The sequence below is a fragment of the Candidatus Polarisedimenticolia bacterium genome, from assembly GCA_036001465.1.
GTDB lineage: Bacteria > Acidobacteriota > Polarisedimenticolia > Gp22-AA2 > Gp22-AA2 > Gp22-AA3.
Genome location: DASYUH010000056.1, coordinates 41,055 through 67,011 on the forward strand (window position 1 = coordinate 41,055; position 25,957 = coordinate 67,011).

The 25,957-nt window shown below is 69.9% G+C and carries 23 protein-coding genes; 12 read left to right on the forward strand and 11 right to left on the reverse strand.

Annotated features, from left to right (window positions below):
- Positions 1 to 35: 35 nt before the first annotated feature.
- Positions 36 to 875, forward strand: a complete 840-nt coding sequence (locus tag VGV60_11390) for an acyltransferase (GenBank protein ID HEV8701864.1) — start codon at positions 36 to 38, stop codon at positions 873 to 875.
- A gap of 26 nt (positions 876 to 901) precedes the next feature.
- Positions 902 to 1,714 (forward strand): hypothetical protein, encoded by an 813-nt coding sequence (locus VGV60_11395; GenBank protein ID HEV8701865.1) that lies wholly within the window; start codon positions 902 to 904, stop codon positions 1,712 to 1,714.
- A 1,317-nt stretch (positions 1,715 to 3,031) separates the two neighbouring features.
- On the opposite strand, the gene VGV60_11400 is transcribed toward VGV60_11395, so the two are convergent.
- The 3 genes from VGV60_11400 to rsmA all read right to left on the reverse strand — a co-directional run bounded on the left by VGV60_11400 (position 3,032) and on the right by rsmA (position 8,109).
- Entirely contained in the window at positions 3,032 to 5,497 is a 2,466-nt protein-coding gene (locus VGV60_11400; GenBank protein HEV8701866.1) for a DNA translocase FtsK 4TM domain-containing protein, read from the reverse strand.
- 76 nt (positions 5,498 to 5,573) lie between these two features.
- The gene (locus VGV60_11405; protein ID HEV8701867.1) at positions 5,574 to 7,262 is read right to left on the reverse strand and encodes a ribonuclease J; all 1,689 of its coding nucleotides are present in this window, start codon (positions 7,260 to 7,262) and stop codon (positions 5,574 to 5,576) included.
- A gap of 7 nt (positions 7,263 to 7,269) precedes the next feature.
- Positions 7,270 to 8,109, reverse strand: coding sequence for a 16S rRNA (adenine(1518)-N(6)/adenine(1519)-N(6))-dimethyltransferase RsmA (gene rsmA, locus VGV60_11410; GenBank protein HEV8701868.1), 840 nt, complete (start codon positions 8,107 to 8,109; stop codon positions 7,270 to 7,272).
- An 80-nt stretch (positions 8,110 to 8,189) separates the two neighbouring features.
- Between rsmA and trxA the strand changes: the two genes are divergently transcribed.
- Positions 8,190 to 8,519, forward strand: coding sequence for a thioredoxin (gene trxA, locus VGV60_11415; protein ID HEV8701869.1), 330 nt, complete (start codon positions 8,190 to 8,192; stop codon positions 8,517 to 8,519).
- Positions 8,520 to 8,523: 4 nt separating this feature from the next.
- Here trxA and VGV60_11420 read toward each other — a convergent pair whose 3' ends face one another.
- The 7 genes from VGV60_11420 to VGV60_11450 all read right to left on the reverse strand — a co-directional run bounded on the left by VGV60_11420 (position 8,524) and on the right by VGV60_11450 (position 14,757).
- On the reverse strand, positions 8,524 to 9,006 hold the full coding sequence (locus VGV60_11420) for a chemotaxis protein CheD (protein ID HEV8701870.1): 483 nt from the start codon (positions 9,004 to 9,006) through the stop codon (positions 8,524 to 8,526).
- Positions 9,003 to 9,623 carry a chemotaxis protein CheC gene (locus VGV60_11425; protein HEV8701871.1) on the reverse strand — a complete coding sequence of 207 codons (621 nt, stop codon included), beginning with the start codon at positions 9,621 to 9,623 and terminating at the stop codon, positions 9,003 to 9,005. Before VGV60_11425 ends, VGV60_11420 begins: the two co-directional genes overlap by 4 nt.
- A 128-nt stretch (positions 9,624 to 9,751) precedes the next feature.
- Positions 9,752 to 11,722: a chemotaxis protein CheA gene (locus VGV60_11430; protein HEV8701872.1), complete on the reverse strand. Its 1,971-nt coding sequence runs from the start codon at positions 11,720 to 11,722 to the stop codon at positions 9,752 to 9,754.
- A gap of 15 nt (positions 11,723 to 11,737) precedes the next feature.
- Positions 11,738 to 12,133 carry a response regulator gene (locus VGV60_11435; GenBank protein ID HEV8701873.1) on the reverse strand — a complete coding sequence of 132 codons (396 nt, stop codon included), beginning with the start codon at positions 12,131 to 12,133 and terminating at the stop codon, positions 11,738 to 11,740.
- On the reverse strand, positions 12,133 to 12,624 hold the full coding sequence (locus VGV60_11440) for a chemotaxis protein CheW (protein HEV8701874.1): 492 nt from the start codon (positions 12,622 to 12,624) through the stop codon (positions 12,133 to 12,135). Before VGV60_11440 ends, VGV60_11435 begins: the two co-directional genes overlap by 1 nt.
- A 13-nt stretch (positions 12,625 to 12,637) precedes the next feature.
- Positions 12,638 to 13,876: a methyl-accepting chemotaxis protein gene (locus tag VGV60_11445; protein ID HEV8701875.1), complete on the reverse strand. Its 1,239-nt coding sequence runs from the start codon at positions 13,874 to 13,876 to the stop codon at positions 12,638 to 12,640.
- A complete protein-coding gene (locus VGV60_11450) occupies positions 13,867 to 14,757 on the reverse strand; it encodes a protein-glutamate O-methyltransferase CheR (protein HEV8701876.1) in 891 nt (296 codons plus the stop codon). Before VGV60_11450 ends, VGV60_11445 begins: the two co-directional genes overlap by 10 nt.
- A gap of 272 nt (positions 14,758 to 15,029) precedes the next feature.
- Between VGV60_11450 and VGV60_11455 the strand changes: the two genes are divergently transcribed.
- From VGV60_11455 to hemW, 9 genes are read left to right on the forward strand one after another with little or no spacing between them, the layout of a single operon-like run.
- Entirely contained in the window at positions 15,030 to 16,016 is a 987-nt protein-coding gene (locus tag VGV60_11455) for an AAA family ATPase (protein ID HEV8701877.1), read from the forward strand.
- A gap of 34 nt (positions 16,017 to 16,050) precedes the next feature.
- On the forward strand, positions 16,051 to 16,932 hold the full coding sequence (locus tag VGV60_11460) for a DUF58 domain-containing protein (protein HEV8701878.1): 882 nt from the start codon (positions 16,051 to 16,053) through the stop codon (positions 16,930 to 16,932).
- Positions 16,929 to 17,930 (forward strand): hypothetical protein, encoded by a 1,002-nt coding sequence (locus VGV60_11465; GenBank protein ID HEV8701879.1) that lies wholly within the window; start codon positions 16,929 to 16,931, stop codon positions 17,928 to 17,930. The genes VGV60_11460 and VGV60_11465 overlap by 4 nt, the downstream gene beginning before the upstream one ends.
- Positions 17,927 to 18,925 carry a VWA domain-containing protein gene (locus VGV60_11470; protein ID HEV8701880.1) on the forward strand — a complete coding sequence of 333 codons (999 nt, stop codon included), beginning with the start codon at positions 17,927 to 17,929 and terminating at the stop codon, positions 18,923 to 18,925. Before VGV60_11465 ends, VGV60_11470 begins: the two co-directional genes overlap by 4 nt.
- The gene (locus VGV60_11475; GenBank protein ID HEV8701881.1) at positions 18,925 to 19,968 is read left to right on the forward strand and encodes a VWA domain-containing protein; all 1,044 of its coding nucleotides are present in this window, start codon (positions 18,925 to 18,927) and stop codon (positions 19,966 to 19,968) included. Before VGV60_11470 ends, VGV60_11475 begins: the two co-directional genes overlap by 1 nt.
- Positions 19,968 to 20,639, forward strand: coding sequence for a tetratricopeptide repeat protein (locus VGV60_11480; GenBank protein ID HEV8701882.1), 672 nt, complete (start codon positions 19,968 to 19,970; stop codon positions 20,637 to 20,639). Before VGV60_11475 ends, VGV60_11480 begins: the two co-directional genes overlap by 1 nt.
- A gap of 5 nt (positions 20,640 to 20,644) precedes the next feature.
- Positions 20,645 to 22,507, forward strand: a complete 1,863-nt coding sequence (locus VGV60_11485; GenBank protein ID HEV8701883.1) for a BatD family protein — start codon at positions 20,645 to 20,647, stop codon at positions 22,505 to 22,507.
- Positions 22,504 to 23,265 carry a tetratricopeptide repeat protein gene (locus tag VGV60_11490; GenBank protein HEV8701884.1) on the forward strand — a complete coding sequence of 254 codons (762 nt, stop codon included), beginning with the start codon at positions 22,504 to 22,506 and terminating at the stop codon, positions 23,263 to 23,265. Before VGV60_11485 ends, VGV60_11490 begins: the two co-directional genes overlap by 4 nt.
- The gene (gene hemW / locus VGV60_11495; GenBank protein ID HEV8701885.1) at positions 23,262 to 24,383 is read left to right on the forward strand and encodes a radical SAM family heme chaperone HemW; all 1,122 of its coding nucleotides are present in this window, start codon (positions 23,262 to 23,264) and stop codon (positions 24,381 to 24,383) included. Before VGV60_11490 ends, hemW begins: the two co-directional genes overlap by 4 nt.
- A 55-nt stretch (positions 24,384 to 24,438) precedes the next feature.
- Here the strand turns inward: hemW and VGV60_11500 are convergent, their stop codons facing one another.
- Positions 24,439 to 25,857, reverse strand: a complete 1,419-nt coding sequence (locus VGV60_11500; protein ID HEV8701886.1) for a sulfatase — start codon at positions 25,855 to 25,857, stop codon at positions 24,439 to 24,441.
- Between the last annotated feature and the right edge of the window lie 100 nt (positions 25,858 to 25,957).

A 25,957-nucleotide genomic window follows, 5' to 3' on the forward strand; every position in this document is an offset into this window, starting at 1 on the left:
CCGGACGCTCACTTGGTGCAGCATTCGGAGGGTCGTTGGCCTCGCGACCGGTTTCTCTCGCCAGACAGGACATCGCCCATCTGTACGATCGCTTCCTCGACAACCTGAAGGTCCGTCTGCAGAACCCGCAAATCGATCGCGACATCCTGTGCCGCGACGTGCTGACGGAGATGCATTACGGGGAAGGGGCGCGCTACACCGACCTGATCGAGGACGGCTCCCGCCCGGTCTCCGAGCGGGTGATGATCGCCCAGTTCGATCCGCGCAACGTCACCCTGGAAGCGGAGTACTACGCCGAGTGCGATCCGGTGCGCTACAACCGGGTCAAGCCGCTCCTGTGGCTCTGGATCCAGTTCGACCACTCCCCCCTGGGGCAGAACGTGCACCTCGGGGTCCAGGTCAGACGGCTCCTCGCGAAGCATGTCCTCAAGCACTGCGGTGAGAACGTCCGGATCTTCCGCGACGTCGAGGTCTCGTTCGGCTACAACCTCTCGATCGGGGACAACACGACGGTCCATCGCTATGTCCTGCTCGACGACCGGGGGGAGATCGTCATCGGCAACAACGTGTCGATTTCCGACTACGCCAACGTCTATTCGCACGCGCACGACATCGAGGACATCGAGCGCGTCACCTGCGGCCGCACGGTGATCGGGGACGGCGCCCGCATCACCTACCACGGAGTGATCCTGTCCGGGATGACCGTCGGCCGGAACGCCATGGTCGGAACCATGGGGGTGGTGACCCGGCAGGTCCCCGATCATCACATCTCGGTCGGGATTCCCGCCAAGAGCGTGCGCGTGAAGCGCGAGGGGCTGCGGGGAAAACAACCGGACGCGCCCCCCGCAGCCACCCCGCGCGTGGTGATGGAATAGACGCGCCCGCCCGGCTCGTTCCTGGGGTGGCCGCCCTGGCCCTCGCGGTCGCGGCCTCGATCGCCGCCCGCCCTGTCGAAGCGGCCGATCTGGCCCCCGCCGCGGACCACGTTCCATCCGATCTGCAGTTCATTCTCTCCGAGGCCCAGAGGGTGCAGGAGGCCGACGTGGCGGCCTGGGCGAGCTACCGGTTCAGGCGCAGGGCGGAGCATCAGGATATCGGCGATGCGGGGGAGATCGAAGAGCAGGAGGTCTTCGAGTTCCTGGTCACGCCGCAGCCGGGCGGTTTCGACGAGGAGCTCCTGCGCCTGGATGACCGCGAGCCCCTGGCGGACGAGAGGGATCGGCATCGCAAGCTGGGATCGTTCGGGAAGCACTACCGGACCCTGATGACAGGCGTGGGGAACGACGAGATCGAAGGGGGCTACTCGCTCGGGCTCCTGCTCCACCTGGCATCCTACCGCTATGCCGGCCTGGAAGACCACGACGGGGTCGCCTGCTACCGTCTCGATTTCTTCCCGGACGAGGCGGCAGGGCCGAAGGAGAAGGGGCTGGCCTGGAAGGTCGCGCGCGTCATGAAGGGAAGCCTGTGGATCGCGCGCGAGGGGTTCCATGTCGCGGCGGCTCGGGCCGAGACGGTCAGGCCGATCTCGCTGGCGCTGTCGCTTGCCAAGGTCAGCGAAGTCGAGGTCAGCGTCGTGTGCGCGCCGGTCGGGGAGGGGATCTGGCTGCCCCGGCGCATCGAGATGCGCACGCGGGCGAGGGTGCTGCTCAAGTCCATGCACCGACGCAACCTTTACGCCTATTCGGACTTCCTGCGCCAGCCGCCGCCCGGCTAGCCCGGATTTCTTACAGGGGAGGCGGCAGCCTCAGTCCTCGGCTGCGCCAAAAAATCTCTCACCTTTCGCTTGCAATCTGAATTGCATACTCTATACTTACACTATGGGTTCCGCCGCCGCTCTGCGCGCATCGCGTCATTCTTTGTATCCGCTCGCCGCTCGTCCATGCGTCGATCACCCGCCCGTCGATTCCCCCCTCGCCGATCTCACGTCCGCCGATCTCACGCACACCCGGCCGGCATGAGCCGCGGCCCTGCGCCGATTCGTCTGCAGGGAGGATACGCCGGCCTATCACGCTCCGTCCGCGCCCGCCTCGAGCGCCTACCCGGTCGAGAGCTCTCTTCGTCAGGCGGACGCCCTGGCCCTGTCGCTGCGGACCGGGCTCGACCGCATCGCGATCCCCCTGGCCCGTGCGGCGGCCGCCTTCGAGCAGCGGCAGGCCTGGTCCGATTTTGGATTCGCCCGACTGGAAGATCACGCCCGCGAGCGGTTCGGACGCTCGGGCCGGTGGGTGGATGAGGCCCGGGCACTCGGGCGCACCCGCTCGCTTCGCGCCGCCGGGCTCGCGGCGTCGGCCCACGCGGCACATCTCGACGACGCCGCGTGGCACGACTCGCTGCGCCGCGAGCCGGGCACCGCGCGCGAGCGGGTCCAGCGCTTCGGGACCGACGCCGCCGAGCGACCCAGCCCGGACGTTTTCCTCCGCCTCCGCCTGCCGCACGAACTCGCCGGCGACTTCCTCGGCGTCATTGAAGCCTTCCGGGTGCGCCTGTCGAAGGCGGCGGACTCGGTCCCCCGCGACGAACCGTGGCCGGATCCGCACGCCGCGCCGTCCATGCTGGCAGCCCGGACGTTTTCCGTCCGCTCCCGCCGCGTGCCGGCCTGGGTCGGCCTCCTGGCGCTCCTGGAAGACTTCGTCCTCACCTGGGACCCGCCGCACCGCGGCGCCCCGAAGCGCCCCGGCGACCCGGTCTATTCCCGCGCCGGATGGCGCTGCACCGCTCCCGGCTGCACCTCGCGGAAGAACCTGGACGACCATCACGTCGTCTACCGCTCCCGGCGTGGCGGCGACGGGCTCGACAATCGCACCTGCCTGTGCCGCTTCCATCACAAGCGGGGAGAGCACGGCGAGCTGGCGTCCTGCCGCGGCAAGGCGCCGCTCGGCATCCTGTGGAGGCTCGGGAAGAAGGACCTCGCGGTCTGGTACCGCAACGAGCGGCGCGTTGTCGCGCCGACACTCGGAACTACGGCCGGATCGCACTCGCGCGACATGCGATCCGAATGGACACCGGTGAGAAATCCCGGCGAGTCGGCCGGTCAGGTCTGCTCCTCCCGCATCTGGTTCATCCGCTCGAGGAACTCCGGCTCGACCAGGACCTCGCGCGGCTTGCTGCCGTCGGCCGGGCCGACGATGCCGTTCTGCTCCATCATGTCAACCAGACGGGCGGCCCGCGCGTAACCGAGCTTCAGCCGGCGCTGAATGTGCGACACCGAGATCTGGCCCATCTGGATGGCCAGCCGGACCGCCTGGTCGTAGGCCGGATCGACCTCCTCGTCGCGCCCTCCGGCCCCGCCCGCGGCCGTCCCCTGCGGCTCGTCGCGGGTCACGGATTCGTCGTACTGCGGCTTGGCCTGCTTCTTCAGGAAGGTGACGATCCGGGTGGCCTCGATCTCGGTCACCAGCGGGCCGTGCAGCCGGATCAGGCGGGCGGACCCGGGCGGGATGAACAGCATGTCGCCGTGCCCCAGGAGTTGCTCGGCGCCGTTGCTGTCCAGGATGGTGCGCGAGTCGACCTTGGACGAGACCCGCATGGCGATGCGGCACGGGAAGTTCGCCTTGATGACGCCGGTGATGATGTCCACCGACGGGCGCTGCGTGGACAGGATCAGGTGGATGCCGACCGCGCGCGCCATCTGCGCCAGGCGGGTGATCGCCTCCTCCACCTCCGCGCCGGTGGTCATCATGAGGTCGGCCAGCTCGTCGATCAGGATGACGACGTAGGGGAGCGGCTTGAGCGGCTCGCCGGCTGTGGTCGGGAGGCGGGCCGAGGCCGGCGGGGCCTCCGCTGCCGGGAAGGCGTCCGCCGTCTCCGCGGGGGCCGCCGCTCCCGCAGGAGTCTCGGCCTTGGCGCCGCCGCGGCCCGCCGCGCTGCGCTCCTGGATCTCGCGCCTCACGATGAGGTTGTATTGATCGATGCCGCGCACCCCCGCCTCGGCCAGCTGCTTGTAGCGCCGCTCCATCTCCAGGACGGCCCAGCGCAGGGCGTTGGCGGCCTTCTTGGTGTCGGTGACCAGAGGAGTCAGGAGATGCGGGATGTTCTCGTAGACCCCGAGCTCCAGGCGCTTCGGATCGATCATGATGAACTTCACTTCCTCCGGGCTCGACTTGTACAGGATGGACGTCAGGATCGAGTTCATGCAGACGCTCTTTCCCGATCCCGTCGAGCCGGCGACCAGGAGGTGGGGCATGCGGGCCAGGTCGGCGTAGTAGGGCTCGCCGCTGATCTCCTTGCCCAGGGCGAGGGTGAGGGCGGCCGGCGCCTTCTGGAACCGCTCGGAGGCCAGAAGCTCGCGCAGGGAGATGATCTCGCGCTTCTTGTTCGGGACCTCGATGCCGACGGTCGACTTGCCGGCGATGCGGTCGATGCGGATCGACTCCGCCTCGATCGCCAGGCAGAGATCGTCCGCCAGGGTGACGATCTTGCTGTATTTCACGCCGGGGTCCGGCTTGAACTCGAAGACCGTCACCACCGGCCCCGGCTGGATGGCGATCACCTGGCCGGTGACGTCGAACTCGCGGCACTTCTCGGTGATGATGCGGGCGGTCTCCACCAGGTCCTTCTCGTCCACCTGCACATCGTGCTGCGGCAGGTTGAGAAGGGACAGGGGAGGCGAAGTGTAGCTCGCCAGGCTCTCGACGAAGTCGAACTGCGGCTGTCCTTCGGGGGGCGCGGCCTTGCCGCGGGCGGCGGCGCGGGCCGCCTTGCGGGCGGCCGTCGCGGCGGCGGCGCGGCCGTCGGGCGGAGGGACCTGGTCGTCGTCGCTGGCCGCGAGCGGAATCGCCGCCGCGGCGTGCGGCTCGGGCAGGGTCTCCTCTCCGGCGGAGGCCAGGGCGGCGGCGCTGGCCCGGCGTTCCTTCTGCCGCCGGGCGACCTCCAGGCGCAGCTTCTCCTTGCGGCGCGCCTCGCGGCGGCGGATCGAGGCCAGCCAGAGGTTGCGCATCAAGGCCGCCGCCCGCGTCCAGACGGCCCGGGCCGCCTCGAACATCGAGGCGCGCGTCACGATCAACAGGCTGGCCATGAGGCAGGCCAGGGCGGCGACCAGGGCGCCCCAGCGATTGAGCGGCCGCGCCAGAATGTGGGCGAAGGCGTAGCCGAGCCAGCCGCCCGCGCGGCGCACTCCCGGACCGGCCCTTTCGTCCAGGACCAGGTGCAGGGTGGCAGCGGCCGAGAGGACCAGGAGCGCGCAGCCCAGGGTGCGCGACAGGGCCCTGGCGCTTCGCCTCCGGAAGACCTCCCAGCCCAGCAGGAGCAGGAGCAGGGGGATCGCCCAGCCGGCGTAGCCGAAGAGCTGCAGGAGGAGCTCGGCGCAGAGGGCTCCCGCGATGCCGGCGACGTTGCTCACCGGCTCGCTCGTCCATTGACCGAGCGGCCAGGGGACCGGATCGTCGGCGTGGTACGAGGCGAGGCTCAGCACCAGGAGCACGGCGATCGCCATCAGGGCGATCGCCAGGGACTCCGACAGAAATCCCCGGGCCGCGGGGGTTTCGCGGCGGGGAGACACCGATCTCCGCCGGTCGCGCATAGGCCTGGATTCTACCATCTGGGCACCCGGGCGCCCGTCCGAATGCTCGGATCGTCTAAGTTTCGATGATGGCGGAGATGATGATGGGCCGCCGGTCGAGGGACTTGCGGAAGAAGCGCTTCAGGTCGCGCTGGATCAACGTCTTCATCACGCCCCGGTCGGCGCGCTCCTCGGGGGTGGCCGCCTCGACGCTCCGGCGCACGACCCCGGCGGCCTCGCCGAGCACGCCGCCGCGTTCCGGGCCCACCGGGAAGCCCCGGCTGACGATCTCGGGCTCCCCTTCGAGGTGTCCGGTGTGGCTGTCGATGGCCACGACCGCGAGGATGATCCCCCCCTCGGAGAGGTGGCGGCGGTCGCGCACGATGATCTCCTCGACCTCCTCGCGCGTCCCGTCGACGAACACGCGGCCGACCTGGACCCGGCCGGTCACCTTCGCCTCGCGGGTGGACATCTCGATGACGTCCCCCGTCTCGACCAGCAGGATGCGATCGCGCGGCAGGCCGGTCTGCTCGGCCAGAAGGGCGTGGTTGTGAATCTGGCGCAGCTCGCCGTGAATCGGCACGAAGTAGCGCGGGCGGGTGAGGGTGAGCAGGATGCGCAGCTCCTCCTGGCTGGCGTGCCCCGAGACGTGCAGGGGGGGCCGGCCCCCGACGATGACTTCCGCCCCCCGCCGGTACAGGTGGTTCACGACGCGGTTGATCGATTTCTCGTTGCCCGGGATGCTCCGGGCCGACAGCACCACCGTGTCGCCCGCCTCGATCGTCACCTCGCGGTGATCGTCGAGCGCGATGCGCGACAGGGCCGACATCGGCTCGCCCTGGCTGCCGGCCGCGATCACGACCACCCGGTCGGCCGCCAGGCGCTTCACCTCCGACGCCTCGATCAGCGTGCCGGCGGGGGCCTTGAGATATCCCAGGCGGTCGGCCACCTCGGAGGTGGAGATCATGCTCGAGCCGACCAGAGCCACCTTCCTGCGATGCGTGACCGCCAGGTCGACCACCTGCTGGATGCGGTGGACGTTGCTGGCGAAGGTGCTGATGACGATGCGCCCGCGGGCCTTGCGGAACAGCCCGTCGAGCGCCTCGCCGACCATGCGCTCCGAGCCGCTGAACCCCGGGACCTCGGCGTTGGTGCTGTCCGACAGGAGCGCCAGCACTCCCTGGTCGCCGTAGAAGGAAAACGTCTGGAAGTCGAAGGTGCGCCCATCGGCCGGGGTCTGATCCATCTTGAAGTCGCCGCTGTGCAGGACGACGCCGGCCGGCGTCTTGATCGCGAGGCCGAACGATCCGGGGATGCTGTGCGTCACCTGGATGAACTCGACGCCGAACGGGCCCAGGGTGATCTCGTCCCGGGCCTTGACCTTCTTCAGAAAACGATCCGCCGGGAGGTCGTGCTCCTGAAGCTTGCGCGCCACCAGCCCCAGGGTGAAATCGCTCCCGTAGATCGGGACGCGCACCTTGTCGAACAGGTACGGGAGCGCCCCGATGTGGTCCTCGTGCCCGTGCGTCAGGATGACGCCCCGCACGTCGTCGACACGCTCCATGACGTACGTCAAGTCCGGGATGACGAAGTTGATCCCGAGGGCCTGCTCTTCCGGGAACATCAACCCGGCGTCGACGATGATCAGATCGGATCCGTATTTCAGGACGGTGCAGTTGTTGCCGAACTCGCCGATGCCGCCGAGAGGCACGATCTGCAGGGGAGTCTGCGGTTTGGGGCCCTCGACTCGGGCGCGGGTGGTCACGACGGGATTATAGAGCGTTTCGCAGGCGGGCCAGGGCGACAAACCCTTCGACCGGAACCTGTTCCGGCCGGGCGCCGGGATCGAGTCCGGCCGCGACGATGAGCCGCGCCGCCGCGTCGCTCCCGAGAGGAACGCCGGCCGGCCCAGGGAGGGACGCGAGGTTGTTCAGGAGAGTCTTCCGCCGGCGCCCGAAGGCCGCGCGGAGCATCGCCTCGAGCGCTCCGGCGGGCAAGCCTTCGCCGGGGCGCTCCGTCTCGTTCGATGTCGAGCGCAGGGTGAGACGGACGAGCGCCGAGTCGACCTTGGGGACGGGCCGGAAGGATCCCGGCCGCAGGCGCAGGAGGCTCTCGACCCGCGCGTGAGCCTGGCAGAGGACGGACAGCCCGCCGTAGCTCCGCCGTCCGGGCGGCGAGGCGATTCGCTCCGCCACCTCGCGCTGCACCAGGACAAGGAGGTCGCTCAGCAGGGAGCGCTCTCCGAGGAGCTTCAGGATCACCGCGGTGGCGATGTTGTACGGCAGGTTGGCGATGACGCGGGCCCGCCTGCCGGGTGAGGCCCCGAGGCCCGTGAGCAGGGAGCGCAGGTCCGCCTGCAGGACGTCCGTCTGCACGATCCGGAGGTCCGGAGGATCGCCGGTCTCGGCGCGCAGCAGGGCGGCCAGGTCGGGGTCGATCTCGATCGCGAGCAGGGTCCGCACCCGTCCGAGGAGGCGGCGCGTGAGCACCCCTTTCCCCGGGCCGATCTCGAGGACGAGATCGTCCGGGCCGGGGCGGAAGGCGGCCACGATGGCGTCGGCCGCCCCCTGGTTGACCAGGAAGTTCTGCCCCCAGCGCCTCCGGGCCTGCAACCGAAGCGGGCTTCCACGCATCCTATCGGTATGGTATAAGAACGGCTCCTGGAGTGCTGACCGAGGGCCCCGGAGAGCCGATGAGCCAAAACATCCTGACGCTGACGAACAGCAACTTCGAATCCGAGGTCAAGAAACCGGGGTCGCCGATCCTGGTCGATTTCTGGGCGGAATGGTGCGGCCCGTGCCGCATGGTGGCTCCCCTCCTGGAGAAGCTGGCCGAGGAATACGTCGGGAAGGTGCGCATCGGCAAGGTGAACGTCGACGACGAGAGCGGCCTGGCCGGCCGCTACGGCATCCAGAGCATCCCGACGCTGCTGCTGTTCAAGGACGGCAAGGTCGTCGACCAGTACATCGGGGCGACCTCGCGCGACGTCCTGGTGAAGATGTTCGACAAGCACACCCGCTGAATCCTCAGACCACCCTGGGCCCGCCCCGGACCGTCGTGATCGTCAGGGACCCGTCCGATAGATCGGCCACCACGGTGCGTCCATGCTCTCCCCCCACGTCTCGCGCGACCACGGCGACCCGGGCCTCCTCGAGCGCCCGGAGCGCGGCCTCGATGTTCTTGTCCCCCACGGTCGCGCGCGGCATGCCGGGATCGACCGAGAACATCCTCGAGCCTCCGGTGACCTTCGCACAGAGCGCCTCGCGCCGCGCACCGAGCCGGATCGATTCCTCCACGATGGCGGCGACCGCGGTGCTCGCGTAGCGTCCGAGGTGCCCGCTCTCCCTCCCGGGCGGGCCGGGCAGGAGGATGTGGGCCATCCCCCCGACCCGCGTGCCGGCGTCGTAGACGAACACCGCGACGCACGATCCGAGCCCGTGGATGACCAGCTTCGCCGGCGCCGGAAGGACGCGCAGCTCGCCGGCGCGGAGCGACCGGGGGCGGCTCACCGCGCCCTCGATTTCGTCGCGGCCCGTTCCCCGGTCTCCCGCTCGTGCGCCCGCCCGAGCACGCCGAGCGAATCGGGATGGGGGAGAAAGAAGATCTCGCCGCGCAGCCCGCTGGCCGGCTCGTGGACCTCGCTGGCCAGGACGACCGCGGTGTCGGAGACCGATGCGAGGTCGATGAGCAGGTGATCGGTCACCGCCCCGACCATGTCGAGGGCCAGTCCGGGAATCGAGGGGAGCAGGCTGACCCCGAGCAGGCGGCTGAGGGCGTTGAGGTAGGCGCAGCCCAGGATGTTGCCGATCTCCAGCAGCGCCGAGCGCTCCATCTCGTCCATGCCCTGGAGGCCGTGGGCGCGGGGCGGTCCCTTTCCCGGCCGGGGCAGGACCAGGTCGAGGAGGAGCGGGAGCTGATCGCGGCTGAAGAGGAGCAGAAGATGGCCGCGCAGATCGCCGTAGATCTTGAGGGACAACGCGCACACCACGCGCGACGCCCCGCCGGCCAGGTCGGCCACGTCCTCCAGGGGAAGGGTCCTGGCCCAGGGGACGTCCAGACGCAGGGGGCGGCCGATGATCTGGCCCATGGCGATCGCGGCGTTGTGGGCCCCCGCTTCGCTCAGCACGTGAAAGCGGCTCAGGTCGGCCCGGGGCACACGCAGGATGCGCGGGCGCGCTCCCCGGGCGGAGCCCCTTCTCCGGAAGGCGGGGGGTGCCTTCCTCGGGGGGCGCCGGCGCGGGCGCGCGCGGACCTTCACGCCGGCCTCGAGGTGCGCGTCAGGTTCGCCGGGTCGAGGATGAGCGCGATCTGGCCGTCGTTCAGGACCGCCGCGCCGGCGTACTGCGGCAGCAGCTCGAGAGGGTGGCGCAGCGGCTTGACCACGATCTGCTCCTCGCCGAGGATTTCGTCCACGCCGAGCGCGTAGGAGCGCTGGCCGACGTGATACATCAGGGCGGGAAAGGCGTCGGGAAACGGTGCGGCGGTGTCCCCCGACAGGACCCCTCCCAGGGGGAGCACCGTGACCAGATCCTCCCCGTGCTGAAGCATCCGCTCTCCCTGGCTGGTCTGAAGGCTGGAGCCGCGAATCTCCAGGGTGCCGTGGACCGCCGACACCGGCACGGCGAAGACGTGGTCCAGCGCACGGCACAGGAAGGCCCGCGTCACCGTCACCGTGGGGGGGAGGTCCAGCTCGATGAGGGTCCCGACACCGACGTGCGAGCGGATGATCAGGTTGCCGCCGAGCTTCTGCACGCGCATGCGCACGACGTCCATGCCGACGCCGCGCCCGGAAATCTCGGTCGTGCGGGTGGCGGTCGAGAAGCCGGGCAGGGTGACCAGCATGAGCGCCTCCTCGTCGGACAGGCGCACCGCGACCTCGCGCGACAGGAGGCGGCGCTCGACCGCCACGCGGCGCAGCGTCTGCGGGTCGATCCCGCGCCCGTCGTCCGAGACCACCAGGCTGACGCGGTCATCGCGACGTGACAGCACGATCTCGATCCGCCCCTCCGCCGGCTTGCCGGCGGCACGGCGCGCCCCGGCGTCCTCGATCCCGTGGTCGATGCTGTTGCGCAGGATGTGCTGCAGCGGGTCGATCATGTCCTCCAGGGTGGATCGGTCCAGTGACACGTCCGTGCCGCGCACCTGGAGCTCGACCGACCGGCCGAGGCGGCCGGCCACGTCCCGCACGATCCTCTCGAGGCGCGGCACGATGGAGGCGAAGGGCAGCAGGCGCATCGCCATCACCTCGTCGCGGAGCGCATCCACCGTGCGTCCGAGACTCTCGAGGATCTCCCCCGAGTCCGAGCCGGGAGCGGGGGCGACCGCGCGCAGCAACCGTTCGCGCTCGAGGATCAGCTCGCCGATGCCGTCGAGCAGGTGGTCCATGCGCTCGGTCGCCACGCGGATGGTGCTGATCGCTTCGGTCTTCGGCGCGGCCGCATCCCCGGAAGGCTCCGCCGTCGCCGCCGCGGCGGGAGGCGGGTCGGTCTCCGGGAGGCGCGGCGACGCATGGCAGGATTCGACGTCGGGGAGGCCCTCGATGAGCGCTCCCAGACGCTTGGCCGCGACGTTGGTGGCCAGGACGATGCGCAGCCTCCCGGTGAACGCAGGGGTCGTCAGGACCGCCGGGGGGGGCGTCAGGTCCAGGATCCGTCCATGCTCTTCGAGCCGCTTCAGGATGACCATCGCCCGGGCCCCGCGCAGCGGCGCTCCATGACGGATCACCACGTCGATCGCCAGGTGCGGCCGGGGGCCGAGCGGGGGTGCCGCCTCGCCGGACGGGGAGTCCGCCGACGCACCGCCGGGCACGGATGCGCCCCGCGCGGCGCTCCCCGTCGTCCCCTCGCCCGCGGGAGAGGCGAGGGCCCGCAGCGCGTCCCGGAACGGATCTCCGGAGGGCATGTCGACTCCCGCAACCGCCGCATCGAGCTGGGCCGACAGCCGGTCGTTGGCCCGCATCAGGAGGTCGACCGATTCGGGTGTCGGAGCGAGGGCGCCGTCCCGCCAGAGGTGCAGCAGGTCTTCCATGGCGTGGGCCAGCGAGGCCATCGGCGCGAATCCCATGGCCGCCGCCATCCCCTTGATGGAGTGGGCATGGCGGAACAGATCGTGGATCTCGCCGGTCTCGAGGAGGGCGGACCGCGCCCGCCGCAGGAGGGCCCCCTGGCCGTCGATGTGCTCACGCGCTTCGGAGACGAAGAGCTCGAGGAAGTCGGGGGATTCCACCGCGCACCTCCTTTCTCAGGAGGAGGCGGCCCCGCCGCTGCCGGCCGGGAGGACCTTCGACAGGACCTGCAGGACCCTCTCGGACGTGAACGGCTTGACGATGAAGTCCTTGGCGCCGGCGGAGATCGATTCGACCACGAGGGCCTCCTGTCCCATGGCGCTGCACATGACGATGACGGCCGTGGGATTCACCTTGAGGATCTCGCGCGTGGCCTCGATGCCGTCGAGCTGCGGCATGACGATGTCCATGGTGACCAGGTTCGGGCTGAGCTCGCGGAATCGCGCGATCGCTTCGCGGCCGTTGGAGGCCTCGCCGACGATCTCGTAGCGGCCGCCCGCGTTCACCAGGATGTCCTTGATCATCGAGCGCATGAACATGGCGTCATCGACCACCAGGACGCGAATCGCCATCAGGATGCCTCGTCCGGGGCGGCCGGCTCGGGGCCGAACCCCCTGCGGATGGTGTCCTCGACGCGCGCCACGAGCGCCGAGAGGGACAGGAGATTCAAGAGGCGGTCTCCCACCGGCAGCCTCGCCTGAAGCCAGCCCGAGGGGTCACCGGGAGGGGGCACGGCATCCTCGGTGGAGGCGGAGGCCACGTCCACGCTGCTGCGCACGAGAATGCCCAGATGATCGCAGGGAGGCGCGAGCACGACGCCGTACGCTTCCCGGGAGGGCGGAGGCGCGGAGCCGCCTCCCGCGGGCCCGTCGCCGGGAGACATCAGCCGATCGAGGTCGATGAGCGTGACGATCCGGCCGTGGACCTCCGCCAGTCCCGCGATCACGCCGGGCGCGCACGGCACCGGCCGCACGCCGCGCAGTCGCGCGACCTCCTGAACGTCCCTGGCCGCCAGTCCGAACCATTCGGATCGCGCCTCGAAGGTGATGATCGGATCCTGCACGTCCGGCCCCTTTCTACCCGACCTTGAACACCGCGATCAAGTCCTTCAGCGTGTCGGAGGCCTTCGCCAGCTCCTGCGCCGACGCGGACATCTCCTGCATCGACGCGGTCTGCTCCTCGGTCGCGGCGGACGCCTCCTCGGTGCCGGCGGCGTTGTCCTCGGCGATCTTCGAGATCTCCTCGATGGCGCGCACCAGGCCGTCGGCCCCCTTGGCCTGCGCCGCGGTCAGGGCGGAGATCGCCTCGATCCGTTCCATGCTGGTGAGGACCGACTGGACCATGGCGTCGATGGAGGTCCTGGCCTCGAGGATGACCGCCTTGCCCTCGCGCGCCGCCTGGGTGCTGTCGTTCATGCTGCCGATCACGTCGGTCGACTGCGAATTGATCTCCTTGGCGAGCTTCGAGATCTGATCGGCGAAGCGGCGCGACGAGTCGGCCAGCTTGCGGATCTCCTCGGCGACGACCGAGAAGCCGCGCCCGTGCTCTCCGGCCCGGGCCGCCTCGATCGTCGCGTTCAGGGCCAGGAGGTGGGTCTGCTGCGCGATGTGGGTGATGAACTCGACCGACTCGTTGATGCGCAGGGCGCGGTCCTTGAAGCCCTCGACGGTCGCGGTCGACCGATCGATGCGGGAGACCAGCTCGGCGACCGTGCGCGAGGACCCCTCCATCATCTCGCCGGCCTGCCGGGCCCGTTCCCCCGCGTCCTTCGAGGCGCGCGCGGCGAAGCGGGCCTTCTCGGAGATCTCCTCGATGGACGTCGCCATCTCGCGGGTGATCGACGAGGTCTTGTTGACCATATCCGCCGTCCCCTCGGCTCCCTTCGCGATGTTCTGCATGGTCGAGGAGATTTCCTCCGTGGTCGCGTTCATCTCCTGGGCCGTCGCCGACAGGCTCTGGGCCGATTCGAAGATCTGCCCGCTGACGGCGCGCACCTCGGTGACGATGGTCAGGAGGTTCTGCAGCATGGCGTTGAACGAGCGGGCGACATCGCCGACCTCGTCGTCGCTGTGCACGTCGACCTTGCGGGTCAGGTCGCCCTGGCTGATCACGGCGCTGGCGCCGGCCAGGTCGAGCAGGTTCTTGGTGAAGTACTTTGACAGCACCACCGCGGCGGCGAGTCCGATCAGCACCTGCGAGCTGACGTAGCCGACGAGGTCCCAGAAGCCGTAGACGCTCGGCGGCGTGAAGATGAATCCGGTCACCATGAACAGGAAGGTGGTGATCAGGAAGGCCAGTCCCAGCTTCAGGCGCATGCCAGCATCTCCTCGGGCCCGCCGCCGGGCGACACCCTGCCTGCCGCCGTGCAGGACGGCAGCCGGCGGTACACGCGGTCGCGCGCGCTCACGACGTCGAACCGGGAGCGGGCCTCGCCGAACAGCCGCTCCACGCGCCCGAGGACGAGGTACCCCCCGTCGGACAGCGCCTCCGCGAAGCGGGACAGGATGCGCTCCTGGTGCTCCAGGGAGAAATAGATGAGGACGTTCCGGCAGACGATGAGGTCGAGGTCCCGGCGCCCGATCGGATCGAGGAGACTCTCGCGCTCGAAGCGGACCATGCCCTTCAGCCGGGGGGAAGGGGAGGCGGTCCCGTCGGAGCGCACGACGAAATGGGTGGCCGATCCGCTCGGGGCCGAGTCGAGCAGGGGACGCGCGGGAAAGATCGCCCGCGCGGCCGCCTGGAGCGCGCTCTCGTCGAGATCGGTGCCGGTGATCCGGACCTGGACGCGGCGCGCGGGCCCGTCCCGTCGCGTCGCCGTGGCGAACAGGGCCGCGAGCGAGTAGGGTTCCTCACCGGTGGCGCAGCCGGCGCTCCACACCGTGACCCGCTGGCGCCGCGACGCCGACCGACGCAGGAGATCCGGCACGATCCTCTCCTCGAGGAACTCGAAGCACGATCGGTTCCGAAAAAAGCTCGTGACCTTGATCGACAGCGCCCGCTGGAGCCGCCCCAGCTCCTCCGGGTGCCGGCGCAGGTAGCGGGCGTACGCCTCGATCCCCGCCAGCCGCAGCGCCCGCACCCGCACCAGCAGGCGGCGCTGCAGGTAGCTCTCCTTGTAGCGCGACAGGTCGAGCCCCTGCCGCTCGATCAGGTGGCGGTGGATCGCTTCCCAGGCAGGATCGCCGTCTTTTTGCATGCTCACGATCGCGCGCGCACCGCCGGGAAGTATAGGTTCCGGTTACAGAAGGGTCAAATGGGGCGGGCGGGCCTCGCGGGGCACGACCGGCGCCCCGGGCCTGGCTGCAATGGTCTGGAAATCAAGGGCTTACGGCGACTCCCGGCCGGCGCGCGGGGCGTTCCTGCCGGCGCGCGACCGCCGTGCGGCCGCCGCGCCAAAATTGACTCCCCTGGAGCGGTGGTCTAGAATTTCGCGCTCCTCACGCGCGCGATCCGGAGGTTTCCGAGGCCATGGAACAGGACATCAAGAAGATCAACGAGCTGGTCTCCCGCGAGTCCGTGTTCGTCGAGCAGATTCTGGGGGAGGTCCGTAAGATCATCGTCGGGCAGAAGGTCCTCCTCGACCGGCTGCTCATCGGCCTCCTGGGGGGCGGACACCTGCTCCTGGAGGGCGTCCCGGGCCTGGCGAAGACGCTATCGGTGAAGACCCTGGCGGACGTCATCGAGGCCCGGTTCCAGCGCATCCAGTTCACCCCCGACCTCCTGCCTGCGGACCTGATCGGGACCATGATCTACAACCAGAAAGACGGGCAGTTCGTGCCGCGCAAGGGCCCGCTGTTCGCCAATATCATCCTGGCGGACGAGATCAACCGCGCTCCCGCCAAGGTGCAGTCGGCCCTTCTCGAGGCGATGCAGGAGATGCAGGTCACCATCGGCGACATGACCTACCCGCTCGCGCCTCCTTTCCTGGTCCTGGCGACCCAGAACCCGATCGAGCAGGAGGGCACGTATCCCCTACCGGAGGCCCAGGTCGATCGCTTCATGCTGAAGCTGAAAGTCGACTACCCGAGCAAGGCCGAGGAGCGGGAGATCCTCGAGCGGATGACGGGGACCGGCCCGCTGGACGTGAAGCGGCTCATCACGCCGGCCGACATCCTGAGGGCCCGCCAGGTGGTCGCCCAGGTCTACATCGACAACCGGATCAAGGACTACATCGTCGAGCTCGTCCTCGCGACGCGCCGGCCCGAGGAGTACAAGCTCGACACCAAGGGCCTGGTGCAGTTCGGCGCCTCGCCGCGGGCCACCATCTTCCTGGCGGTGGCGGCGAAGGCGCACGCCTTCATCCGGGGACGCGGCTACGTCACCCCCGAAGACGTCAAGTCGATTGCATTCGACGTCCTGCGGCATCGGATCATCCTGTCGTACGAAGCCGAGGCCGAGGACGTCACGACCGAGCAGATCATCCAGAGGGTGCTCGACACCATCGAAGTCCCCTGACGCCCTCCGGCTTCGACAAGGGGTGGCGTGACCGATGCTCCCCGCTGAGATCCTGAGGAAAGTGCGGCGGATTGAAATCCGCACGAACCGCCTGGTGAACGAATCGCTGGCGGGCGAGTACCACTCCGTCTTCAAGGGGCGGGGCATGGAGTTCTCGGAGGTGCGGGAGTATCAGTTCGGGGACGACATCCGGAACATCGACTGGAACGTCACGTCGCGCATGGGGCACCCCTACGTCAAGAAGCACGTGGAGGAGCGCGAGCTGACCGTCATGCTCCTGGTCGACTTTTCGGGCTCGGGGGAGTTCGGCACGCGCCGCCAGTTCAAGCGGGAGATCGCGGCCGAGATCTGCGCCCTGCTCGCCTTCTCCGCCATCAAGAACAGCGATCGGGTGGGGCTCGTCGCCTTCACCGATCGCATCGAGAAGTTTCTCAGGCCGCGCAAGGGGAAGGACCATGTCCTGCGCGTCATCCGCGAGGTACTGTACTTCCGGCCCGAGGGCCGGGCGACCGACCTGGCCCAGGCGCTGCAGTTCCTGTACCGGACGATCACCAAGCGGGCCGTGGTTTTCGTGGTCTCCGACTTCCTGGCCGAAGGGTACGAGCAGCCCCTGCGCGTCGCCGCCCGCAAGCACGACGTGATCGCGGTCACCATCACCGATCCGCGCGAGGAGGACCTGCCTCCCATCGGGCTCATCGATCTGGAGGACGCGGAGACCGGCGAACGCGTCCTGGTCAACGCATCGGATCGGCAGACGCGCGAGCGCTTCCGGACCTGGGCGGCCGGGAGGCGGGCGGCGCGCGCCGCCCTGTTCCGCGCCAACGCCATCGACGCGCTGGAGCTGTTCACCGACCGCTCCTACGACGCGCCCCTGGTCCGCTTCTTCCACAGGCGGGCGCGACGGATGAGCCGGTGAGCCGCGGGCGGGTGGCCGCGATCGCCTGCGCCTGCGCCCTGTGGGCGGGCGCCGAGGGGGTGGTCGCCGAGGAGCCGGGTCCGCCGCAGGAAGCCGGCCAGGTCCGAATCGACGTGGCGGTCGATCGGACCGAGGTGACGATCGGCGATCCCATCGCCGTGACCGTCCGTCTGACGCACCCCGAAAACGTCCGGATCACGACATTCGATCCGGAGCGCTCGCTCGGAGAGCTGGCGCTCCTCGATCGCGGAGAAGGGAAGCCGGAGAAGCTCCCCGACGGACGGATCCGGGAGACGCGGATCCTGCGCGTGGCGCGCTACGAGACGGGCCCCGCGGAGATCCCGTCGTTCGGGGCCGAGTTCGTCGGTGCGGACGGCAAGCAGGGCCGGGTCGCAAGCCGACCCATGGCCTTCACGGTCTCCTCCGTCCTGGCGGAAGGTGACAAGGGGCCGGCGGACATCAAGAAGCCGGCCACCATGCAGGAGCGCGCCCTCTGGCCCTTCGCGGTGGCCGCCGCGGTGCTTGCGGTGGCGCTGGCCCTCTGGCTGCGGCGAAGGTGGCGGGCGCGCCGGGCGCAGGTCGTGGCCCCCCCGGAGCCGGCGGCGCCGCCGCGGCCGCCGCACGAGATCGCCTACGCCGAGCTGGAGCGACTGCTGTCCTCCGGTCTTCTGGAGAAGGGCCGGCTCAAGGAGTTCTACATCGAGCTGGCGGAGATCATGAAGCGCTACCTGGAGGTCCGTTTCGGCGTCGACACGTTCGAGCGGACCACCTCCGAGATTCTGGAGGCGCTCCGCCTGGCGCGCCTCCCGGTGCGAGGCATGGCGTCCACGGCGGAGTTCTTCGGCGCGTGCGACATGGTGAAGTTCGCCCGTCACGCGCCCCCATCCGAGGAGACCCGCGCCACGGTCGAGCGGGCCTATCGACTGATCGACGAGACGCGCGCGCCGAAGCAGTCGGCGGAGGCCCCCGCCGCAGCCGCCGCGGGAGGGGGAGGATGATCCTTCGCTTCGCCGCCCCGTACGCGGGGGGCATCATGGCGTTGGGGCTGGCGCTCCTCGTCTGGCACCTGGTGCGCGGCCGGCGGAGGCGGGCGAGCCTGATCTATTCCCTGACCTCGCCCTTCAGGGCCATGCCGCGCGGCTGGCAGGTCCGCCTGCGCCACCTCCCCCTCGCCCTCCGCGTGCTCGGCCTCGCGCTCCTGGTCGTCGCCTTCGCGCGGCCTCAGACGGCGCACCGCGAGGAGGAGGTCCTGACCGAGGGGATCGACATCGTGCTGACGGTGGACATCTCCGGCAGCATGCGCACCGAAGACTTCAAGCCGAAGAACCGCCTGGTCGTCGCCAAGAACGTGGTGGGACAGTTCGTCAAGGGCCGGCGGAACGACCTGATCGGCCTGGTGGTGTTCGCCGCCAACGCCTACACGCGCTGCCCCCTGACGCTCGATTACGCCGTGCTCGTCGATCTCCTGGATGGGGTGGACTTCGCGACGCGCGAGGAGGACGGCACCGCCATCGGCATGGGCCTGGCCACCGCGGTCGGCCGTCTGAAGGACGCGAAGGGGAAGAGCAAGGTGATCGTCCTGCTCACGGACGGGCGGAACAACCGCGGGCAGATCGACCCGCTGAGCGGCGCCCGCCTGGCGCAGGCGCTCGGGATCAAGGTGCACACGATCGGCGTGGGGACGGAGGGGGAGGCCCCCTACCCGGTCGACGACCCGATCCTCGGACGGCGCTACATCAACGTGCAGGCGGACATCGACGAGGAGACGCTGCAGCAGATTTCCGACGCGACGGGAGGCCGGTACTTTCGCGCCACCGACGCGCAGGCCCTGCAGCAGATCTTCGCCACCATCGACCGGATGGAGAGGACGGAGATCAAGGTGCGGGGGTACACGCGCCACACGGAGCAGTTCGCCTGGTTCCTCTATCCGGGCGCCCTGCTGATTCTTCTGGAGCTGGCGCTGTCCGGCACCGTCTTGAGGACGATACCCTGATGCGCTTCGCGGCCCCCGAGTACCTGTGGCTCCTCTTCGGACTGCCGGTCCTGGCCCTGGCCTTCGTCCTGTCGTTCCGGCGCCGCCGGCGCGCCCTCGAGGCGCTGGGCGAGCTGCGTCTGGTGCGCCGCCTCACCGCCAGCGCCAGCACCGAGCGGCGGATCATCAAGGCGGTGCTCGTGGGGGGGGCGGTCCTGTTCCTCGTCCTGGCGCTGGCGCGGCCGCAGTGGGGGGCCAAGCTCGAGACCGTGACCCGGCGCGGGGTCGACGTGATCATCGCCGTGGACACGTCGACGAGCATGCTGGCGGAAGACGTCAAGCCGAGCCGCATGGCGCAGGCGCGGGCCGCGGTCGCTTCGTTCGTCGACCTGCTGCGCGGCGATCGCATCGGGCTGGTCGCCTTCGCGGGCACGGCCTACGTGGCCTGCCCGCTGACGCTCGACTACACGGCCGCGGCGATGTTCGTCGAGGTCCTCGACACCGACCTGATCCCGATCCAGGGGACGGCCATCGCCGCGGCGATCCGGGCCGCCACCTCGGCGTTCCGGCAGGGGGAGAGGCGCCACAAGGTGCTCGTCCTCCTGACCGACGGCGAGGATCATGAGGGGGACGTCATGGCCGCCGCCCGCGACGCCGGCGCGGAGGGGATCACGATCTTCACGATCGGCGTCGGCAGCTCGCGTGGCGAGCCCATCCCCCTGCGCAACGAACGGGGCGATATCATAGGGTATAAAGAGGACCGGAAGCACCGCAAGGTGACCAGCCGGCTCGGCGAGAGCGACCTCGAGGCGATCGCCCTTCAGACCGGCGGGAAGTACTTCCGCTCGACGCCGGACGGAATCGAGCTGCAGCGCGTCTACGAGGAGATCTCCCGGATGGACCAGAGGACGATGTCGGGCCGGATGATGAGCGTGTACGAGGAGCGCTACCAGATTCCGCTCCTGGCCGCGCTCATCCTGCTGGCGATCGAGGCGGCGCTGCTCGACCGGCGCCGGAACGCGGCCGCCCCGGAGCAGCGCGCGCCCGAGAAGGAGGCGGCCTGATGAAAGGGTTCGGCTGCGCCTGCGTCCTGCTCCTGGCGCTGTTCCGGCCGGCGTTCGCCGATCCGGCGGCCTCCCGGAACAACGAGGGGAACCGGCTCTACAACCAGAAGCTCTTCGACGAGGCGCTCAAGATGTACACCGACGCGCAGACGTCCCGCCCCGACGCACCGGAATTGCACTACAACATCGGCAACGTCCTGTTCCGGAAGAAGGAGTATGACAAGGCGGTGGAGGAGTACCTGCGGGCCCAGGCGGCGCCGGACCGTGCCCTGTCGCAGGCGGCGACCTTCAATCGCGGCAACGCGCTCCTGATGCAGGGCCGGCCGGAAGAGGCGATCCAGGCGTACGTGCAGTCGCTGCGCGCCCGGCCGGACGACGCCGACGCCAAGCGCAACCTCGAGCTGGCGCTCCGGCTCCTGCAGGAGAAGAAGAAGCAGCAACAGAAGCCGCAGCAGGACAAGGACCAGAAGCCGAACCAGCCTCCTCCGCAGCAGACGCCGCAGCAGGAGGGTTCCGGCGACAAGAAGCCTCCGCAGAAGCGTCCCGGGGAGATGTCGGAGCAGGAGGCCCGGCAGGTCCTGCAGGCGCTGCAGCAGGAGGAGAAGGAAGGCATCAAGAAGCACGCCCGGGCGGCGGCCGGCGACCGGCCCGAGCCGGAAGAGGACTGGTGAGGAGCATGAAGCGGCTTGCCGCGTGGGCGGCGGTGGCCGGCGCGTGGCTCGCCATCGCGACCCCGGCCGCCCTGGCGCAGGACATCAGCGTCCGCGCGCGCGTCGACCGGGCGCGCGTGGGGGAGGGCGGCCAGGTCATCCTCACGGTCGATATCGCGGGCCCGACCCTGGGCGAAGTCGCTGCGCCCGATGTGTCGGGCCTGGTCGATTTCGACATCGTCGGCGGCCCGATGCCCTCGTCGCGGTTCCAGTGGATCAACGGCAGGACCTCCGCGACCAAGTCGTTCGCCTACGCCCTCCGCCCGCGCTCGACCGGGACCCGGACGATCCCCGCCCTGGGGCTTCTGGTGGGCGGCCGGACCTATCGCACCCAGCCGATCGACATCGAGGTGGTTCCGGGAGGCGCCGGCCCCTCGCCTCCGCAGGGCGGCTCCCCTCCGGGACCCGGCGTGGGGGGGCGGCCTGGGCGGCCCGGCGGCACGCAGCGGCCGCCGACGGAGCCCGAGGCCGCCCCGCGCGTGTGGGTGGCCGCCGAGGTGGACACGCGGACCGCGTACGTCGGACAGCAGGTGACGCTGCGCGTCCTGCTCGACACCCAGACGGAAATCCTCAACCTGGGGACCAAGGATGCGCCGACCTTCCCCGGCTTCTGGGCGGAGGAGATCAAGCTGCCCGAGAACCTCGAGCTGCGGCGCATCCAGCGCGACGCGGAGGCCTACAACGAGTACACCCTGATGAAGCGGGCGCTCTTTCCGACCGGGAGCGGCCCCCTCGTGATCCCGCCGATGACCTATCAGGTGCAGGTGCGGCGGCGCAGCCAGGACCCGATCGAATCGTTCTTCTTCACCCCGACCGAGACCCTGACCCGCCGCACCGAGCCGATCACCCTTCACGTGCAGCCGCTCCCGGCCACGTCCCGGCCGGACGACTTCACCGGCGCGGTCGGGGCCTTTTCGTTGAGCGTGATCGCCGATCGCAACGAGTCGCGGGTCAACGACGCCATCGGGTTGAAGGTCAAGATAGCCGGTGAGGGGAACCTGAACGCGGTGAACGCCCTGCCGCTCCCCGAGCTGAGCGACTTCAAGCAGTTCGCCCCGAAGGTCTCGATGTCGACGGCGGTCGTGGGCGACCGGCTGCGCAGCGAGAAGGTCTGGGATTACGTCCTGATCCCGCTGGCGCCGGGGACCCAGACCATCCCGCCGGTGCGCTTTTCGTTTTTCGATCCGAGGGCCGGCGCCTATCGCGCCGTCGCGAGCGCGGCCGTCCCGATCCAGGTGGCCCGTGGGGGAGAGGGGACCGGCGGCGGCCCGGGCACGGCGGTGGCTCAGAGCGACGTGCGCCAGCTGCGGAGGGACATCCATTTCATCAAGCAGGCGCCGGACGGGCTCAAGGACCGGTCCCGGCCGTTCTACCGCACCCCCCTGTTCGCCGTGCTCCTGCTCCTGCCGGTGGCCGCGGACCTGGGTGTCTTCGTGGTGGCGCGGACGCGCGACGCCCAGCGGGCCAGCGTGGGCCAGAGGCGCCGCCGGCGCGCCCGCTCCCTGGCCCTGAGGCGGTTGAAGGAGGCCAGACGGAGGGGAAGCCACTCGAGCGCGAGGGCGTTCTACGCCGAAGTCGCCAGCGCCCTCAGCGAGTACGTGGCCGCCAAGTTCGACATCCCTGCCGCCGGACTGACCCACGACCGGATCGAGGAGCTCCTCGCCGGACGGGGAGTGCCGGAAGACGCCCGCAGGGCATTCCACCGCTGCCTGGAGGCCTGTGACTACGCGCGCTTCGCTCCCGCCTCCTCGGGCGCCGAGGAGATGCGGCGCACGGTCGCCGACGCCGAGGAGATCGTGGCGCGGCTCGAGCGGACGCTCGGCGCATGAGGCCCCCCGCTCTTGCCATCACGCTCCTGATCCTCGCCTGCGGCGTGACCACGGCGCATGCCTCGACGGCGCGGGAGCTGTTCGAGAAGGGCAATGGAGCCTACGAGCAGGGCCGCTATGAGGAGGCGGCGGCGGCCTACGAGAAGATCCTGGGATACGGAGTGATCGATCCGCGCGTGTTGTACAACCTGGGCAATGCCCATTTCAAGATGGGGCGACTCGGGGCGGCCATCCTCAACTACGAACGCGCCCTGCGTCTCGACCCCGCCGACCGGGACGTGCGCGACAACCTCGAGTACGCCCGCGGCCTCATCAGGGACCGGGTCGCGGAAGCGGAGATCCCGTACCCGGTGCAGGTGGTGAGGAGCTTCATCGATGGCCTTCCGGCCGATCTGCTGACCGTGCTGTTCCTGATCGTCCTCTACGCCGCGGCGGGGCTTCTCGGCCTGCTGCCGCTCACGGAGTCGTACGGGGCGCGGCGGGCGCTCGGCTATGGCGCCGCGTGCGCCGCCCTCGCGACCGTCGTCATCGGCACGGCCCTCGGTTACAGCATCGATCAGAAAACCGCGGGGCGCGCGATCGTGATGGAGGACAAGGTCGACGTCCTGAGCGGGCCCGCGGCCGACAACACCGTCCTGTTCACCGTCCACGAAGGGGCGAGGCTGGAGCTGAGGAACCGGCGCGACGGCTGGTACCAGGTCAGCCTGCCGAACGCCATGAGCGGCTGGGTTCCGTCGGCGGCGGTGGAGAAGGTGTGATCGGCCTCTACGTCCACGTCCCCTACTGCAGCGTGCGCTGCTCCTATTGCGACTTCTACCTGGTCACGACGCGCGGGCGCGATCTGGGGGCCTTCGTGGACGGCCTGTGCGGAGAGATCGCCGCGGTCGGCCCGCCGCTTCGCGGCCGGGAGGCCGACACGGTTCATTTCGGGGGCGGCACGCCATCGCTCCTGACCGTCGACGCGCTCGACCGGGTGCTTCACGCCCTCCGCGCCTCGTTCGTGATCGCCGGGGAGCCTGAAATCACCCTGGAGGTCAATCCCGAGGACGTGTCCGATGCGCGGCTCGAGGGCTGGCACGCGCTCGGGGTCAACCGGCTGTCGATTGGCGTGCAGTCCCTGGACGACCCCCTCCTGGAACAGATGCGCCGGCCGCATGACGCGCGCCGCGCGCTGGCTGCGGTGGCGGCGGCGCGACGCTCCGCGGTGCGCAGCATCGGGGTGGATCTGATCCTGGGCCTCCCGGGCCAGACGACCGCCGGGACCCTGGAGGGGGTGGCGCGAGTCCTCGATCTCGGCGTGGACCATGTTTCCCTCTACGCCCTCGAGGTGCACGAGCGGACCGCCCTGGGGAGGGCGATCGCGCTGGGGCGGCGCGCGGCGATGGGGGACGACGCGCTGGCGGCGCTCTCCGACGCGGCCGCCGACCTGCTCGCGGCTGGGGGGCTCGCGCAGTACGAGATCTCCAACTTCGCCCGTCCCGGCCACCGGAGCCGGCACAACCTCAAGTATTGGACGGACGAGGAGTACGTCGGTTTCGGTCCGTCGGCGCACTCGTATGCGGGGGGCGCCCGCTGGTCGAATCCCGCACGACTGGACGACTACATCGCCGGGAGGGGCGCGGCCCTCGGCCGGGTGGACGAGGATCCCTCGCGCGTGCACCGCGCCTCCGAGGCGCTCCTCGCGGGCCTGCGGCTCGTGGACGGCGTGGACCTCGGTTTTCTGCAGGCGCGCTACGGGACCGACTTCAAGCGGCCGGGCGGGAGGACCCTCGACGACATGGAAGGGGCCGGCCTTCTGGAGAGCCGTGGCGATCGACTGCGGCTCACCCGCCGGGGCCGCTTGGTCTCGAACGAAGTCCTGGCGCAGCTCATCTAGGAGTGCGTCCGAGTCACAGGGTGGGTCGCGTTCCGGACGCCCTGGCGTCCCGGCGTCAGTTGACGTAGCCGAGCGAGCGGAGCCTCTGGAGCTCCTCCGGATCGATGTCGCGCGGCGCGCCCTGTTCGCCCGTCCCATAGTCGACGAAGCGCTGCAGCTCGCCGAGGAGCCGCACGCGGATCCCGGACTCCCTTCCTTCCTGGACCAGGTTGCGCGATTCGGTCGGATCCCGCTCCAGATCGTACATCTCCAGGAAGGCGCCCCCGGGCTTTGGAATCTGGATCAGCTTGTAGCGGCCGTCGAACGCCGACGACCACCTGCCCGCGGGCCCCGGAATGAAGAAACGGGGGTTTTCCGGGTGGATGAGCTGGTAATCGCTCTCGGCGAACACGACCCTCCGTCCCGGGGCAGGGGCGAATCGGACCCCGCTGCCGGTCCCCGTCGCCGCGCCGGCTACCAGGAGCGGCCGTCCGTCCACCCCCTGCATCCGGCTGATCCCGGCGAGGGCGAGGAGGGTCGGGGCGACATCGACGTTCTCGGCCAGGGCGTCCGCGCGGGTCCCGGCGGCGAGGCTCCCGGACAGGGCGAAGATCAACGGGATGCGCAGCGTGTCCTGATACAGGAACTCTCCGTGGGCGAAATGGTAGTCGTGCTCGCCCAGGCTCTCACCGTGATCGGAGGTGAAGACGGTCAGGAGGGGCCGCGTCCCGGTTCCCCGGAGGGCCTCGAGAAGCTCGCCGATGGCCGCGTCGGACTGGGCGATCTCGCCGTCGTACAGCGCCTTGACGTGCTCGACCTGGCGGGGTGGCAGACGGTTCTCGAAGATCACCTGCCCCTTGGTGATCCGGTTCGACTCGAGATCGTCGTACAGCGTGAAGGGGCCCGCGAAGTCCGGGTCGAACCGGCGGTCGAACGGGGGAGGAGGCTGGTAGGTCCAGTGGGGATCGAGGTAGTGCACCCAGAGAAAGAAGGGACGATCGGTCGGGCGCGAGCGCAGCCATTCGACCGCCGCCCGGCTGATGGCGGCGGACGAGTTCCCCTCCCAGCGCTGCGGCGGGTTGTCGTAACGGTCAAACCCCTGCTCGAAACCGCGTCCGGGGCGCAGGAAGAGGTTGGAGGAGAATGCGGCGGTGTCGTACCCGTCCTCCCGCAGGATCTCCGCCACGGTGAGATTGGCCGGCGACAGGGACGCAAAGAGCCCGCGTGCTCCATGCACCTTGGGGTATCGGCCGGTCATGATCGAGGCCACGGACTGGGTGGTGCGGGGGAGGGTGGTGAATGCGCGCTCGAACAGGACGCCGCGCGCCGCCAGACGATCGATGTTCGGAGAGGTGGCCCGGGCGTAGCCGTAACAGCCGAGGCGGTCGGCGCGCAGCGTGTCGACGGTGATCAGGAGGATATCCGGCCTGGGGGCGCTGGAATGACAAGCGGCCAGGAGCAAGGCCGCAGGCGCCAGAAGCCGCAGTGTCAACATGCGGGGCATTATAGAGCGCCCACCCGATGCGGGCCGCGCGCAGAGTGCGGTCCAGCCCGGAGTCATGTAGGATCCGCGCCATGAAGGACGCCCACGGACC